12 protein-coding genes are annotated in these 15,869 nt (G+C 73.2%); 2 read left to right on the forward strand and 10 right to left on the reverse strand.

Translation table 11 applies throughout. The features are described from left to right. Window positions 1-116 precede the first annotated feature (116 nt). On the forward strand, window positions 117-455 hold the full coding sequence (locus ACSRUE_RS20050; protein ID WP_441292375.1) for a hypothetical protein: 339 nt from the start codon (window positions 117-119) through the stop codon (window positions 453-455). A 513-nt stretch (window positions 456-968) separates the two neighbouring features. On the opposite strand, the gene ACSRUE_RS20055 is transcribed toward ACSRUE_RS20050, so the two are convergent. From ACSRUE_RS20055 to ACSRUE_RS20085, 7 genes are all read right to left on the reverse strand, one after another. Next, complete coding sequence (locus ACSRUE_RS20055) at window positions 969-1,781, reverse strand: serine/threonine protein kinase (RefSeq protein WP_441292376.1); 813 nt, start codon at window positions 1,779-1,781, stop codon at window positions 969-971. 663 nt (window positions 1,782-2,444) lie between these two features. Further along, complete coding sequence (locus tag ACSRUE_RS20060; RefSeq protein WP_441292377.1) at window positions 2,445-3,398, reverse strand: NADP-dependent oxidoreductase; 954 nt, start codon at window positions 3,396-3,398, stop codon at window positions 2,445-2,447. Window positions 3,399-3,527: 129 nt separating this feature from the next. After that, window positions 3,528-5,189 carry a hypothetical protein gene (locus tag ACSRUE_RS20065; protein ID WP_441292378.1) on the reverse strand — a complete coding sequence of 554 codons (1,662 nt, stop codon included), beginning with the start codon at window positions 5,187-5,189 and terminating at the stop codon, window positions 3,528-3,530. A gap of 56 nt (window positions 5,190-5,245) precedes the next feature. Continuing rightward, window positions 5,246-6,022: a hypothetical protein gene (locus ACSRUE_RS20070; RefSeq protein ID WP_441292379.1), complete on the reverse strand. Its 777-nt coding sequence runs from the start codon at window positions 6,020-6,022 to the stop codon at window positions 5,246-5,248. A gap of 140 nt (window positions 6,023-6,162) precedes the next feature. After that, on the reverse strand, window positions 6,163-7,839 hold the full coding sequence (locus ACSRUE_RS20075; protein WP_441292380.1) for a hypothetical protein: 1,677 nt from the start codon (window positions 7,837-7,839) through the stop codon (window positions 6,163-6,165). A 183-nt stretch (window positions 7,840-8,022) separates the two neighbouring features. Next, window positions 8,023-8,967 (reverse strand): tetratricopeptide repeat protein, encoded by a 945-nt coding sequence (locus ACSRUE_RS20080; protein WP_441292381.1) that lies wholly within the window; start codon window positions 8,965-8,967, stop codon window positions 8,023-8,025. A gap of 58 nt (window positions 8,968-9,025) precedes the next feature. Next, on the reverse strand, window positions 9,026-10,627 hold the full coding sequence (locus tag ACSRUE_RS20085) for a protein kinase domain-containing protein (protein WP_441292382.1): 1,602 nt from the start codon (window positions 10,625-10,627) through the stop codon (window positions 9,026-9,028). A gap of 444 nt (window positions 10,628-11,071) precedes the next feature. On the opposite strand from ACSRUE_RS20085, the gene ACSRUE_RS20090 reads away from it, so the two are divergent. Then, window positions 11,072-12,691: an ABC-F family ATP-binding cassette domain-containing protein gene (locus ACSRUE_RS20090; RefSeq protein WP_441292383.1), complete on the forward strand. Its 1,620-nt coding sequence runs from the start codon at window positions 11,072-11,074 to the stop codon at window positions 12,689-12,691. Between the two features lie 212 nt (window positions 12,692-12,903). On the opposite strand, the gene ACSRUE_RS20095 is transcribed toward ACSRUE_RS20090, so the two are convergent. The 3 genes from ACSRUE_RS20095 to ACSRUE_RS20105 form a co-directional block, all read right to left on the reverse strand. Next, window positions 12,904-13,908, reverse strand: coding sequence for an N-acetyltransferase family protein (locus ACSRUE_RS20095; RefSeq protein WP_441292384.1), 1,005 nt, complete (start codon window positions 13,906-13,908; stop codon window positions 12,904-12,906). After that, on the reverse strand, window positions 13,905-14,435 hold the full coding sequence (locus ACSRUE_RS20100; RefSeq protein ID WP_441292385.1) for an Lrp/AsnC family transcriptional regulator: 531 nt from the start codon (window positions 14,433-14,435) through the stop codon (window positions 13,905-13,907). Before ACSRUE_RS20100 ends, ACSRUE_RS20095 begins: the two co-directional genes overlap by 4 nt. Before the next feature lie 263 nt (window positions 14,436-14,698). Continuing rightward, entirely contained in the window at window positions 14,699-15,766 is a 1,068-nt protein-coding gene (locus ACSRUE_RS20105) for a hypothetical protein (protein WP_441292386.1), read from the reverse strand. Window positions 15,767-15,869 lie beyond the last annotated feature (103 nt).

Raw genomic sequence — 15,869 nt, forward strand, 5'->3', positions numbered from 1 at the left:
TCACGACCAGCCCCAGGGGCGCCGTAACACCCAGCCAAAGAGGAGGAGGGCGCGATCGCGGACCAGGAAGGCGCGGGGCGCCTGGTTGGTGTGCCCTATGGCTCGACCCCGGCGACGTGTCCCGTGCTTGGCGCGCGTGGCGTGAGGCGAGCGGGATCACGACGGGCGCGCTGTTTCGAGGCGTCAACCGACACGGCAAGCTGACGCCGCATCGCCTCGATGGGCGGGACGTCGCGCGCATCCTGCAGCGCGCCGCCGGAGCCGCGGAGCTGCAGATCGAGGAGCTCGGCGGGCACTTCCTGAGGGCGGGGTTCATCACCGCGGCCGCGCTCGCCGGCAAATCCGAGCGCGACATCATGAACCACACTGGCCACCGCTCGCGCGTGCAGGTGCGTCGCTACATCCGGCACGGGCGGCTGTTCACAGACAACGCCGCGCAGAACATCGGGCTATAAACGCCGCAGGCGATGGCGAGAGGACCTCGAAGGCGAACTCGGGTTTCACCACGGTGGGAATCTAGGGGGCGTGGGCGAGATCGAGGCTGTCCCTCCGGGCGCGTTGCTGCGGCGCGAGGGTCGCCAGCGAACACCGGTGTTTGTTCGAGCGGTGCACCCGGTGCCCGACTCCCTGGACCACCACCCGGGTTGTGGTTCGGCGTGCATCCGGTTCGAGGCATGCGTGGATTGTGACGATCCGTCGAGGGGCTACCCGACGACGATTACATCTCCCCATCGACGACATTTACGACATGGGCTTTCTCACCGAGGTGAGCATCGCGTTGTGCTCGCCCACGGCAAGGCTCTCCACTTCGCTCCGACTCCGCAAAGCTGAGCACTTTCGTGGCTTACCGTGGCCTGCGCGCGACGCGGTCGTGGCCTCGGGCGAGGGCAGACGGGTGCTCCGCAGGGGGCTCTGGCTCCAGGTTGTAGTTGTCGCCGATGGGTACATGTAATTGTCGCCAGGCATTCTCAGGCGCAGAACAAGAGCGCCGCGGCGACGTCGGTCATCGTCTGGTGGCGTTTGCTCGCGTCGAAGTGAGTCATTTTCTTGATCAAGTCGTTGAACCGCCGCTCCTGGGTGGTGTGGCCCGAGAGGACGTCTTGCTGAATGCCGGAGAACGGCGGCGCGATCGGGCGCCGGCGACCGAGGACCATCTCGGCGAGGACGATGCCGAGCGAGTACACGTCGCCCGGGGCTTCGCACCGGCCCGTGTTCCACTGCTCCATGGAGCAGTAATAGAAGGTGCCGACCGGGCCTTTGGTCTTGAGGTCAAGGACCTTGGAATGTTGGTGGATGAACTGTCCGAGGCCCCAGTCTGCGATGACGGGGTTGTTGCTGGAGTCCATCAGGATGTTCTCGGGCTTGATGTCGCGGTGGATGAAGTTGTGCTGGTGGGCGTAGGCCAGCGCGCTGGTGACGCTCATCGCGAAGTTGACGACCCAGGAAAGGGCGATCGGGCCGTTGTGCTCGTTGAGCAACTTGCGGAGGCTACCCGGGTACTTGGGCATCGTGTAGGTGCGCTCGTAGCCGGGCAGGCTTTCGCCGACGCACTTGACAATACCGGGATGGTCCATCGTCTTGAGGAGCTCGATTTCACGCTCGAAGCGGGCTTGTGCTCCCGGGTCGTCCGCCCATTTGGGCCCGAGCTTCTTGAGCGCGAGCCGCGCGCCTCTCGGGTAAGGGCCGTTGTCGGAGATGATCTCCACCTCTTCGACGGTGCCGAGACCTCCCTCTCCGAGGGGTCCGATGGTGCGAATGTGGAAGACGATCGGTGGGTTCATGAACGGTTCGGCCTTTCGGATGCAGGGCGTGAGCGTGCGGTCCTGCTGCTGGCTTCAGAGCCACAGCGGACGCAGGGCATCGACGCGGACAGAAGGAGGTCCCGCTCCACTGGGGTTCAGCGGAGCAGCGAGCAAGATTGCCACTCTGTTGGAAGCGCGCAACCGAGGACGACGGAAATTAGCTCAAGGTGGGTACAGCGGGCTCGTTCTGCAAGGGGGAGGGGGGCATAGGCGCTTCCGGGCAACCTCGACACTTCCCCAGAAACCGCGGCCGATTCGTTCCACAATACGCGGCCGGGCGGCCGTCGTGAGGGCGCTCCGAGCTTCGGGAACCTGGAGGCTAAGCGAGCACGGCCCGCTGCGCTGGCGAGGTCATGTGCGAAGTTGAAATGCCACATGTCAGATTTGGAATTTCACCGAGGCTGCGGGCGTGGCGCCGGCGTTCGACGGGCCGGCGCAGTACCTCGAGGCGCTCGCCATCGAGCTGGAGACGGAGCCCTGGCCGCCCGAGCCGGAGCGCCTGCAGTGGCACCACATCAGCGTCGCCGGCCTTGTCGGCGCCGCGATCGCCGAGGTCTTCTACGCGCCGGCCGGTCGGGCCCGCGCCGGGACACAACGGCCCCCTCGTCGGACGCGCCCGGGGGGGGCCGCTGCTCTCGGACCTCAGCGAGCAGGGGCCATGGCCAAGACGATCTTGCCGCGCGGGCGGGGGCGAGCGCCCTCGAGCATCTCATGCGCGCGGCGGACCTCGGCGAGCGGCAGCACGGCGCCGATGTCGACCGAGAGCTCGCCTGCGTCGAGCAGGGCGGCGATGCGGTCGAGGTGGGCCGCCGTGACGTCGACGAGGAAGAAGCTTGCCCGCACGCCGCGGCGGGCGGCCTCCTCCCGATCAGGGGTCGACACCGCAGAGACCAGGGCGCCACGTGGCTTGAGCACGGCGAAGGACCGCGCCTGCGTCTCGCCACCGACGAGGTCGATGACGGCATCGACGTCCCTGGCGGCATCCTCGAAGCGCTCGCTCCGGTAATCCACGACGACGTCCGCGCCGAGGCTGCGGACAAAGTCGCGATCCTTGGCCGAGGCCGTCGCGATCACACGGGCGCGGGCCCGGCGCGCGAGCTGCACCGCGTACGCGCCGACGCTGCCCGCCGCACCGTGCACCAGCACGGTCTGTCCGGCTTCGAGCTGGGCCTGATCGAACAGCGCCTGCCACGCCGTGACCGCGATGACCGGCACGGAGGCGGCCTGCACGTCGGAGAGCCGGAGGGGCTTGCGCGTCACCATGCACGCCTGCGCCACGGCATAGTCCGCGTGTGCGCCGGTGAAGCGCCTGTTGGTGGCGCCAAAGACCGCCGCGCCCGGCGCGAGGCCAGTCACCTCGGGGCCGACCGCGGCCACGGTACCAGCGAGGTCCGAGCCGAGCGTCAGCGGCAACGGCTGGGGCAGCACGCTCCTGCCGGCACGAATCCAGGCGTCCCACGGCCCGACCCCGGCCGCCGCGACGCGGACCAGCACCTGGCCCGGGCCGGGCAGCGGGACCGGCACCTTGTCGATGGTGATGACCTCGGGGCCGCCGAACCGGTGGACTCGGGCGGCGTCGGTCGAGCTGGGAAGCATCGTCGTGAACGTGGTGCGGACCTGGTGAACGTCGAGGGAGCGCGCCGCGCGGAAGAGGTCGCGAGGTCAGCCGTGAACGGGCGTGCCCAGGACAGAGCAGGCCGGTTCATCACCACGAATTCGCTCGGATCAGCGCGCGCCGGAGAGCCTCGCGATGAACCCGCGGGACTCGCTATCGCCCTCGCTCCCGAGCGGCGCGGCGAGCCCGTCGAGGTGGAGCGCGCCCGTCACGGCGCCAGCGACGTAGACGGGCCCGCCCAGCGCCCCGTCCGCCGCGACGACGCGGAGGGCGACGGTGCCGGCTCCCTCGACCTTGGCCGCGGAGATCAGGTTGCCCTGCGCGTCGAGCCGCATCAGAAACCCAGCCCGCTTCTGGGAGGTCGTGAGGCTGCCGGCGCTCCCCAGCGGGATCGCGCCCGTGAACTCCCCCGTGACGTAGATCGCGCCGGCGCCGTCCACCGCCACGCCGGCCGCGACCTGGCTCTCCTTGTCGTCGCCGAACCCGCGGCTCCACACGACGCCCTTCCGCGAGACGCGCGCGACGAAGAAGCTCTCCGTGTCCCCCGCGTCGGGCAACGCCGGGCAGCCGCCGCCGAAGTCGACGACCCCCCGGTACGAGCCGGCGATCACGACGTCGCCGCCCGGGAGCAGCGCGGCGCCGTGCTGCGCCACCTGCTGATCTCCCTCGAGGTTCAGCGTGGTCAAGTCCACCAGAGCGCCGTCGATCGCCGTGTAGCGCGCGACGAAGACGTCGCGCTGCTCCGAGGCGAAGGGGGTCTGCCCACCGAACGTGACCGCTCCGCCGATCGACTCGTAGTCGCCCACGACGGTCACGAGGTTGCCGTTCGCCTTCGGGTTGACGGGGAGCGCCTTGACGGCCACGGCCGCCCGCGGCCCGAGGCGGTGTTGCCACTTGCACGCGCCGTCCGCCGGGTAGAGCGCGGCGAGCAGCGCCGACTCCGCCGGGACGCTCTTCAGCTCGCACGGGCCGAAGCTCCGGCCGGCGTCCGACACGTCGACGGCGAAGACGACCGCCTCGGAGCTCGCCGCCATGGCGCGCGCCGTGGTGTTGTGCTGCGCGTCGACGCTCCACGCCCACCCGCAACGGCCGCTCGCGTCGAGCGCCGCGACGAAGCTGGTCGTGTAGCTGGTGGCGACCAGCGGGGGGCCGACGCGGCACGCGTCGAGGAGCCCACCGGGGAGACTGGTGGCGCCCGCGGCCTCCCCGGCCACGTAGGTGGCGCCGCCGCCCGCACTCAGGTGCAGGCCCCAGACATCGTTCGCCGACAGCCCGTACCGGGAATCGTTTTCCCCGCCGGAGGTCCACTTCGCGACCGAGAAGCGGAACGCCCCGCTGTCGAGGACCTCCGTGATGACCGCCGTCAGCGCGCCGTCCGACGCCGCGAGGTCGCCGACGTCGAAGCCGAGCGTCTCTCCCCAGCTGGCCGACGGCTCGACGACGGTCCCGTCGGCGTCGCTGCACAGCGGACCCCCGCCGCCGCTGCCGCCGCCCCCGCCATGGCCGCCGCTGCCTCCACCGCCGCCGTCGCCGCCGCCTGCACCGCCGCTGCCTCCGCCGCCGCCTGCACCGCCGGCGCCCTCACCACCGGCGCCCGAGTCTCCGGTGCCAGGGCCTCCCGAGGAGGAGGCCGAGGCCGCGTCCGCGCCGGACTGCGACGAGTCCAGCTTGCCGACCTCCAGCCCGATGATCGCGTTGCAGCCCCCCGCCGCCGCGGCGAGCAGGCAGGCGCAGGACACGACGGATCGGATGGCACGAGGTTCGGGTCTCATCGGGGCGGCTCTTCGTTGCGTGGCACCCTCGATGGCGCCGCCGGGGCAGCGCGGGCTCAATGGCATTCCCTGACGTAATTGGGAAAGGTGATGGTCGACTTGCAGGTGAGGTTGCAGGAGCCGAACGGGCCCCGGCTTCCACACGGGACGTCGCTCAGAAACACGTTGCTCGCCGCGGCACAGACGAGCAGGCCAGTGCATTGGACGGAGGCGAACTCCGTCTCCTCCTCGCCGCTGCAGTCGTAATCGAAGCTGCGTCCCGGAGGGATCGGCGTGTTATAGAAGGTGCTGGGCTGGTTCGGGTGGACCGAGGGGTTGTCGTCGTTGCAGTCGTCGCCGCCCTCGCACGCGATCGACAGATAGCCGTCCTTGTCGGCGTCGCAGTCGACGGTGCCGCCGCCGGAGCTGGAGGTCGCCGGCCCGGCGCTCGCGCTGGAGGTCGCCGAGTCGCCGCCGGCGCCGGAGGTCGCCGGGCCGGCGCTCGCGCTGGAGGTCGTCGAGTCGCCGCCGGCGCCGGAGGTCGCCGGGCCGGCGCTCGCGCCGGAGGTCGCCGCGTCACCGCCGGAGCCCGCGGAGCCGCCGCCGGCGCCCGGTGCACCCCCGCCGGAGCCCGTCGCGCCGCCGCCGTTCCCGCCGGCGCTGGAGGCCGCCGCGCCGCCGCCCGCGCCCGCCGCGCCCGAGGACGCGGCGCCGGAGCTCGACGACTCCGTGGCGCCGCTCTCGCCGCCCGTGCCCGTACTGGAGCGCTCCGTGAAGGTGGCGTCGGGGAATCCACAGCTGAGTCCGGCAGGGAGGGCCAGGCAGAGACAGAAGAGGCGGTGAAGCGAGCGCATCCTCTCATGGAAGCTGCCAGTTCCCCCTTCGTCAACCCGGGCAGGAATTCGCGCCGCTGCGGTCCGGTAGCAGGCTCCGTGTCGTCGTGCGGAAATGTCATGGACCGCTCGCGTGGTGCGCTGGCGTCCGCGCGTGGCGCTCACGGCAACCCCTTCACCCGGGCGATGAACCCTTCGCCCGGCGTCGCGCTGGAATGGTCGCTGGGGACGAGAGAGAACGTCTCCGTCAGCTCACCGCCGATGGTGAAGGGATCGCCGATCGTCGCGCCCGGCGCGACCGCCCACACGCCCACGGTGCCTGTGCCCGCGAACGCGGTCGCCGAGAGGACGTTGCCGCTGGGATTGAGCACGATCAGAAAGCTCTGCAGTTCGTCCGTCCGAGCCGTGAGGCTCTCGCCGTTCCCCAGGGCGATCTCGCCGTCGAGCGTCCCGGCCATGTAGATCGCGCCTGCTCCGTCCACCGCCAGCGTGACGACCATCTGATCGCGCTTCTCGTCGCCGAACCCGCGGCTCCAGACCACTCCCTCCCTCGAGACGCGCGCGACGAACGAGTTCTCCGTGTCTCCTGTGGGAGGCAGGAGCGGACAGTCGTCCTCGAAGCTGAAGGACGGCCCGGTGTAGGTCCCGGAGATCACGAGATCGCCGTCCGGGAGCATCGCGGACCCGTGCCGCGCCGCAGACTGGGTCCCAGGGGCCGTGAGCGGGATGAGGGCCGTCAGGGCGCCGTCATCGAGCCGGAAGCGCGCCACGAACAGGTCGCGATCCGGCGCGCGCGGGAGCTTTCTTCCCTGGATGTCGATGGGCTCATCCGGCGCGTCGTAGTCGCCCACGACGAGCACCTCGCCGGTCTTCGGCGCGGCGATGACCTCCGCGACGTGCACGGCCGCGGAGGAGCCGAGCGCGCGGCTCCACCGGCACTTGCCGCCCGCGTTGAAGGTCACGAGGTCCGCGACCCCGCGCTGATCGACGGCCCCGAGGACGCAATCGTCGATGGTCGCGCTCGTCGCCCCGGCTCGCGAGACGGCGAAGGTGACCCGGTCGGCCGTCGCCGCGAGCCCGAGCGGGTAGGCGTTGTACTCCGCTTCCACGTTCCAGGCCCACCTGCACCTGCCCAGGTCGTCGAGCGCCAGCAGGAAGCTCGGCTTGCGGCCGGTGCCCGCGCCCGCGATGGCGGTGCACCTGCCGCCCGACGCGAGCAAGGTGAGGGGAGCTTCCGACCAGCCGGCCACATAAGCGAGGTCGGAGGCGAGGGCCAGGTGCTCGGCCGAGACGCTGCCGAGCATGTCGCCGGTCGTCATCCCGTACGCGCTCTCGCGGACCCCGGACGGGCTCCACCTCGCGACCGAGAACCCCGTCCTGATCTTGGTGGGCTCGTCGGCGAGCACCCGGCGCTCCTTGACCAGGGCCGTCACCTCGCCGTCTCGCGCCGCGAGGCCGACGATCGCGAGGCCGGACAGCGCGCCCCACTCTCCCGACGGCGTCCGGACGGCTCCCTCGCGGGCGTAGCTGCAGAGCGCCTCGTCCCCGCCGCCGGCGCCGCCCTCGCCGGCGCCGCCGCCCTCGCCGGCGCCGCCGCCCTCGCCGCCGGCGCCGCCCTCGCCGGCGCCGCCGCCCTCGCCGGCGCCGCCGCCGCCGCGACCGCCTTCGCCTCCTGCGCCGCCGGCCGACACGCTCGAAGCGGTCGCGCCCGCGCCGCCCGCCGAGGCGTCGAGCTCGCCGACCTCGAGCCCGATGATCACGTTGCAGCCCCCCGCGGCCGCGGTGATGAGCAGCCCGGCGCAGAACATGGGTCGAGTGCTCCTGAGATCGCGCTTCATCTCTCGTCTCCTGGTGGCGCGGCGCCGCCGCGGCCGCCAGCGAGAGCTCTCGCTTCGCTCGCCACCATCGACTTCATGGCCAGCGTCGCTCCAGGAGTCGAGAGGGTTCCGGCGCGTCCCCCACCGAAAGGCGCGCGCTCCCCGCCGTCAGCCATCGGCCGCGGCGGCGTCGCGCAGCTCCCGTCAAAAGACGACAGTCGCCACGGCGCCTCCCGGCACCACGCCGATGGTGGCCCGGGGCGCCGGCGACCCTTGCCCCGAGGAGGGCGCCGTGAAGACGAGCACCGCGCCCGTGCCCAGCGCCGCCGCCCCGACAAGGAACGCGACCGTCGAGATCGTCCCCGCGGTCACGCCCTGCTTCTGCAGCTTGATCCCCTGATCCAGGCAGACGTTGTCCTCGTCGCAGTACGCCTCGGCGTCGCCCTTCTTCCCGATCGCGCGCGCCCCGAACACGGCGCCGACGCCGATCCCGACCGCGCCGACGCCGGCGCTGATCCAGCCGGCCGTCCGCCGGGGCGAGCCCCCCGCCTCCTGCGGGGCGGCCTTCGGGGGGAGCGCAGGCCCCGCGCCCGCGGCGGCCGCGGCCGCCGCGGCCTCCTCCGGCGCCACGAGCAGCTCGATCTGCGCGCCCTCCGCGAGCTGCACCGTGAAGATCTTCTGCTTCCGGCCCGGCGCCGCCGCCGTCACCTGGACCTCGCCCGGGTCCACCGGCAACGGCGAGCCCAGCGAGCCCGCGCCGACCGGGACCCCCGCGCGCTGCACCGCCGTGTCCGCGGGCGCCCCCGGCGCGAGCCGGATCGTGAGCCTCGGCACGCGGGCCTCGAGCGCCGCCGCGCGCGACTGGGCGATGGGGCGGCGGTCGTCGTTCGCGGGCAGATCGCGCGCGAGCTGCCGGAAGATCGACCACGCGGTCGCGACCCTGCCGCGCTTCTCCTCGCAGTCGGCGAGGTTCAGCAGCGCCCCGGGCGCCGGATCGAGGTCGTAGCTCTCCCGGAATTTCGGGCACGCGGCGTCGTAGTCCTTCGCCTGCAGCGCCGCCCTGCCGGCGTCGAACAGCGCCTCCGCGGCCGCAGGATCGCGCCCCTGCGCGGAGGCCTCGGGGCAGGCGAGGAGCACGGCTCCTCCCACGGCGAGCACCTCCGCCGGGAATCGTCTACGCGGGCTCGATCTACGCATCCGTGCGACCTCAACGTCTCCGGTTGAACGGGTCCTCCGCCGGCGTCGGCGCGGGGGCCGGCGCCGGCGCGGCGGGCGCCTTCGTCGCGGTGGCGGGGGATCGCGCCCTGCCCCCGGCGGCGAGCCTCGGCGCGGCCGCGCTCGCGCTCGCGCTCGCCGGCGCCGCGGCCACGCTCGCGGCCGTCGCGGGCGCGGCCTCGGGCGCCGGCGTGGTCGCGGGCGCGGACGGCGCGATCGCGGGGACCGCTTCGCCGGACGGCGCCGGCTGCACGCCGGCCCCGGGCGAGCCTGCGCTGTCGGGCGGCGCTGTCGCTGCCCCGGCGACCGCGCTGGGGCGCGGCTCGGCCTCCACCGTGGAGCCGTGCGACGGCTCCTCCGCGCCCCCGGCGCCCGCGCGCTGCCACAACACGAGCGCGGCCAGGGCGCCCACGGCCAGCGCGCCGGCGAGGAGCGCGCCCGTGGCCGCCGCGCGCGGCGCGGAGCGCTCCGCGCTGGCCGAGCGCTCCACGACCGGCGAGACCGTGCCGGTGCTGACCGCGCCGCCCCCGGCCGCGACGCCGCTGGCCGTGTCCGCCGTGGCGAACTCCGTGCCGTACGGCCCGCTCCCGGGACCTCGCGCCTGCGCCGACGGGCGCCCCGGAGGATCCGAGGGCAGGAGCGCGCGCCCGGGATCCGAGTGCAGCGGCGCGCGCGGCGGCTCGGAGCGCGCGCCCGGGGCCGGATCGAGCGCCGCGCCGCCGCGCGCCTGGCGGAGCGCGCGCTGCATCGCGCGGGCGTTCGGCCAGCGGCGGTCGGGGTCGAACGCGAGCGCCACGTCCATCACGCCGGCGATCGGCGTGGGAAGCGCCGGCAGGACGCTGCCCACCGGCGGCGCCGGCTGCGTCATCGCCGCGAGGAGCAGCAGCGGGAGCGTCTCGGCCTGGTGCACGTACCGCCCCGAGAGGAGCTGGTACATCGTGCTCCCGACGGCCCACAGATCGCTGCGCGGGTCGACCCTGTCCCACTGCCCCCGCGCCTGCTCCGGCGGCATGAACTGCGGCGTCCCCATCAGGGTGCCGGCGCGCGTGGAGGCGTTCGCCGGGGAGGAGAGCTCGCGCAGCCGCGCGATGCCGAAGTCGAGCACCTTCAGCTGCCCCTGGCGCGTGAGGAACAGGTTGTCCGGCTTGAGGTCGCGGTGCACGATCCCGCGCTCGTGCGCGACGGCGAGCACGTCGAGCAGGTCGTCGGCGATGCCGAGCACCTCGCTCGCGCCGAGCACGCCGCCCGGCTCGCGCGCGCGGCGCGCCTCGACGGTCTCGCCCTCGAGCAGCTCCATCACCAGGAACACGGAGCCGTCCTCGGTGACGTCGTCGTCGAGCACCCGGACGATGCCCGGGTGCTCGACGCGGTTGGCGACGTAGCCCTCGCGCAGGAAGCGCGAGCGCGCCTCCTCGTCCTCGGACAGCTCGCGGCGGAGGATCTTCACCGCGCCGCGCATCCCGTTGCGGTGCGTGGCGGCGTAGACCATGGCCATCCCGCCGAAGCCCAGCAGGCGCTCCAGCCGCCACTTGCCGCGCAGGACCTGGCCTACGAGCGCTTCGGGCCGGAAGCCTTCAGGGTGGACGCGGGTCATCGGCGAGCATCACCCCCGGCGCGGGCCACGTGGGTCGTCGCGTCGCCGGCGAGGCCGGCGGAGCCGCCGAGGCCGGCGCGGCTTTGGCGACGGAGACGGCAGGCGGGCGCGCGAGGCATGACGGGCGCATGTTACCCCGGTCTGCCGCCGCGGTGCGTGAAACCGTGCAGGGGACGCCCGCGCGCTCGCCGGATCGCGCGGATCCCGGGCGTCGTGGGCAGCGGCGCGGGGCCCGACGCCCTGGGTGGCGCGCGCGGACGGGGACACTTCGCCGCCCTCACGGGGGATCGAGCGAGCATGCGCAACACGACGAGGGAGCGCCGGCGCGCGTCGCCAGCCCGCCGCCCGGCGCGCCGCGGTGACGCGCCTGCCCCGGGGGGGCGCGCCGCCTCCGGAATTCACCGGAACCGCAGGCGCACACGTGCTACGCCCGGCGCCGCTGAGATGATCACGCTCGAAAAGCTCACCAAGCGGTACGGTCCCAAAATTCTCTTCGAGAACGTCACGATGCGCTTCGACCCCGGCAAGCGCTACGTGCTCGTCGGCGCGAACGGAGCGGGGAAATCGACGCTCCTCAAGGTCATCTCCGGCGAGGAGGAGTCGGATCAGGGCTCGGTCGAGATCCCGAAGCAGCTGCGCGTCGGGGTGCTCAAGCAGGACCATTTCGCCTACGAGTCCTGCCGGATCCTCGACACGGTCCTGATGGGGAACCGGGCGCTCTGGGACGCGATGCAGGAGCGCGATCGGCTGTACGAGGTCGAGATGACCGATGAGGTCGGCATGCGGCTGGCCGAGCTCGAGGGCACGATCGGCGAGGAGGACGGCTACACCGCCGAGTCGCGCGCCGCCGAGATCCTCGAGGGGCTCGGGATCGCGACCGCCCGGCACACGAGCGCGGTGAGCACGCTCGCGGGCGGGTACAAGCTCCGCGTCCTCATCGCCCAGACGCTCTTCGGGGGCGCGGACGTCCTGCTCCTCGACGAGCCGACGAACCACCTCGACCTCGACTCGATCCGGTGGCTCGAGTCGTACCTGACCGACACCTTCCGCGGCACGCTCCTCGTCGTCAGCCACGACCGGCACTTCATGAACGCGATCGCGACGCACGTCGCCGACGTCGATTACCAGACGGTCACGCTCTACACGGGCGACTACGACGACTTCATCGAGCAGAAGACGACCGGCAAGCGCCAGTCGGACGCCGACGCCGCGCAGAAGAAGAAGAAGATCGCCGAGCTCAAGGACTTCGTGGCCCGCTTCGGCGCGAGCGCGAGCCGGTCGAGCCAGGCGCAGTCGCGCGTGAAGGAGATCGAGAAGCTCGAGGCGGGCATCCAGGTGCGGCGCTCGAGCGTCGTGCGCCCGTACATCAAGTTCGAGATCGAGAAGCCCTCGGGCCGCGACGTGCTGCGCGTCGAGGGCCTCTCCAAGAGCTTCGGGGATCGGCGCGTGATCCAGAAGCTCGATTTCAACCTGAACCGCGGCGACAAGCTCGCGGTCATCGGGCCGAGCGGCATCGGCAAGTCGACGCTGCTCAAGCTCCTCGTCGGCGAGTACACGCCGGACGCCGGGTCCGTCACGTGGGGCCACGACACGAACGTCGGCTACTTCGCGCAGGATCACCACGAGGCGATCGAGGCGGGGTTCACGGCCTACGACTGGCTGTACCGCTTCGACCCGACCGCCCCGAAGGAGCACGTGCGCTCGGTGCTCGGGAAGCTGCTCTTCAGCGGCGAGGCCGGGCTCAAGAAGACGGAGAACCTCTCCGGCGGCGAGGCGGCGCGCCTGTTCCTCGCGAAGCTCATCCTGGTGAAGAACAACATCGTCGTGCTCGACGAGCCGACGAACCACCTCGACGTCGAGAGCATCGACGCGCTCCTCCAGGCGCTCATCGAGTACAAGGGGACGGTCGTCGTGACGAGCCACGACCGGCACTTCGTGGGCAAGCTCGGCACCCGCGTGCTCGATCTGTCGTCGAAGGATCCGCGCGTCTTCAACGGCACGTACGACGAGTACCTCGAGGGGCCGGGGAACCCGGAAGCGCTGAAGAACGCCAAGGCCTCGTAGCGCGCCCGCCGGAGCCCTGGGGCGCGCGAGCCCCGGGGCGTGTTCGAAAGGGCGCTCCAGGGCCCGTGCGGAGCCGTTCGTCCTCTCGGAGCACGGCCAGGGCGGCCATCACCGGTCCGCGTAGGACCACGCCGACGCGAGCGAGAGGGCATACGCGATCGTCTTGGCGCAACCCGGGTTGGCTGGTGGCGGTCGCGGGCATGTAGGCCGCCTCATGGCTGCTGTCCGTCACTTGCAGGGTGAGGGATCGCCCGCTGCATCAGGATCACGTCGAGCCAGCGGTCGAACTTGTACCCCACGTCTCGGAGCACCCCGGCGTCCTCGAACCCGAGTGCGCGGTGCAGCGCGACGCTCGCCGCCTGGTCTCCGGCGATCTGCGCGATGATCGTGCGGTGGCCGAGCGAGATCGCGCGGCTCACGAGATCGGCGAGGATGCGGCGCCCGAGCCCCCGCCGGTGGAGGCCGTCGCGCACGTAGACCGAGTTCTCGACGGAGCGGGCGTAGGCCTCGCGCGGGTTCCACAGGGAGAGCGAGCCCCAGCCGACCACGGCTCCGGCCCTGTCGCCCTCGACGGCCACGGTGGCGGGGTGCAGGGGGCCGTGCGCCGCGAGCCAGGCGCGCCGCTCCGCCGGGGTCGGGACGGTGGTGGCGAAGGTGCAGGTGGAGCGCTCGACGTAGAACGCGTAGATCTCCTCGATCGCCGCGAGATCGGCCTCGGTCGCCAGGCGGATGCGCACGCCGTCGCCTGGAGCCGGGAGCGGCGCGAGGTCGGGCGCGACGAACGCGGCGCGGGCGTCGTCCGAGAGCAGCCGCGCGCGAGAGTAATGGGCGAAGAGCGCCTTGCTGCTGCGGTAGCGGTCGAGGAGGCCCTCCGCGAGGTCGTGGACGGCGGCGCCTCCGTGCTCGGCGGCGTGGCGGGCGACGAGCGTGAGCCAGGCGGCCGTGATCGTCTCGTGGTAGCCGTTGGCCGGCGGGTGCCGGGCGTTGAAGGCCTGCAGGGCGGAGCGCATGCGCGCGAGCGCCCCCTCGGGCCCGTGGGCGCGCACGTAGTGCAGGGCGAGGAGCAGGTGGCGCGCGTGCGAGAAATCGCGCTGCGCGATCGCGGCGTCCTCGATGGCGGCCGCGAGCGCCGCGAGGTCGCGCTCGTCGATCCGGCGCTCGCGGCGCTCGCCGGGATCACTTCGATCCGCGAAGGGCGGCAGTCTGTCGCCGCTCACGGCGCCTCCTTCCGGGAGGCCCCGCGGCCGGGCGCCTTGCGGGCGCGCGCTTCGCCGTTGCGCGCCTCTTCGGACGGCAGAGGCAGGGGCGGGAGCGCGGTCTCCTTGGCGGTGGACAGGACGACCGTCGTGCGCGTGCGCACCACGCCGTCGTGGGCCTTGAGCTCCTGCGTGAGCAGGCGCTCGAGCGCCTCGGTATCGCGGCAGCGCACCTTGAGCAGGTAGTCCTCGTCGCCGGCGACGTGGTGGCACTCCTGGATCTCGGGCGCGCGCTCGACGGCGCGCAGGAACTCGCCGCGACCGCGCCGGTTCGCGATCGAGACGGAGATGAACGCCGTGAGCCCGGCGCCCACGGCCTGGGCGTCCAGGCGCGCCTCCCACCCCGTGATGACGCCGCGCTCCTCGAGCCGCCGCACCCGCTCGGCGACGGCGGGCGCGGAGAGGCCGACAGCCTCGCCGAGGTCCGCCCACGACCGGCGGGCGTCGCGGGCGAGGAGGCTGATCGCTTTCAGATCGATGGCATCCATGGTTGTTGTCATTGGAAGTGAATGCAGGATCGAATGAAATCTTTCGATTTGCAAGTCAGGGGCAACGAAGCGTCGCGTCGCCGAGGAGGGGCGACGGCCCGCGTGAAGCCGCCGCCCTGGGCCGTGAGGCACGCCTCGCTGGTCTTCGCGTCTTCGGCCGGGTGGCGGAGCCGGTCTCGACGGTGGGGGACGGCGCGGCAGGTCAGCAGCGGAGCAGGGCGAGCTGCGGGGTCGCCGCGCGTGGGCTCGGCGAGCGGGTCGGCTCAGCGAGCCCTGTAGTGGGCTCGGTAGTGGGCGATGAGCTGCTGCCAGCGCGCCTCGAGGGCGGAGTCGCCGCGCATCCGGGCCTGCCACGCGGTGTCCGTGACCTGCCAGGCGGCCGCGTCGCGGAGGCCGTAGCGCGCGTAGATCGCCGCGGCGCTCCGCGGGTGCAGCGAGAGCTCCGCGCAGAGAGCGGCGTACTGCTCCAGCGAGAGGGCGGGCGCCGTGTGGGCCGCGGCGCTCGGCGGGGGCGGGGGCGCGGGGGCGCCCCGCTTTTCCGGCGCCGGGGTGAAGGGCAGGGCGGCGACGAGCGCAGCCATGTCTGGAAGCGGGGCTGTGCCGGCGGGCGCGGCCGGCGCCGCGGGTGTGGCCGGCGCCGCGGGGCGCGGCGCTGGCGCCGCGAGTGTGGCGGGCGCTGCGAGTGTGGCGGGCGCTGCGAGCGTGGCGGGCGCTGCGAGCGTGGCGGGCGCCGCGGGGCGCGGCGCTGGCGCGGCGGGCTGCGGTGCGGCCGGCGCTCGACCGGGCGGCGCGTTCGGCACGAAGGGCAGGGCGGCGATGAGCGCAGCCATGTCTGGGAGCGGGGCTGTGCCGGCGGGTGTGGCCGGCGCCGCGGGTGTGGCCGGCGCCGCGGGGCGCGGTGCTGGCGCGGCGAGCCGCGGTGCGGCCGGCGCTCGACCGGGCGGCGCGTTCGGCACGAAGGGCAGGGCGGCGACGAGCGCAGCCATGTCTGGGAGCGGGGCCGTGCCGGCGGGCGCGGCCGGCGCCGTGAGGCGCGGCGCTGGCGCGGCGAGCCGCGGTGCGGCCGGCGCTCGACCGGACGGCGCCCTCACCGGCGGCGAGGCCGCGACGGACGCCCGCAGGTGCTCGAGGAAGGCTTGTGTGTAGCGGTTGGTCAGCTCGAAGCTGCCGCGCTCGAGCTCCGCGCCCATCCGCTCGAGCCATTCGCGCTGCGCCGCCGTCCACTCGTCCGCCGTGAGCCCGGCGCGCGCGAGCACCTCGTCGCGGAGCCTCCCGGCCTCCATCTGCGCGCGCATCTCTGCGTAGCGCTCCACCGTTAGCGCCGTACCCATCGCGCGCATCCTAGCCTGAAGCATCGCTCCTGCGCTGCGCCGCATCGAGCGGCGCTCGACATCGAGCCCGCCTGCTTGCTGCGGGCCAACGTCCTGCAAGCCG

The organism is Sorangium sp. KYC3313, assembly GCF_052075895.1.
Classification (GTDB): domain Bacteria; phylum Myxococcota_A; class Polyangia; order Polyangiales; family Polyangiaceae; genus Sorangium; species Sorangium cellulosum_B.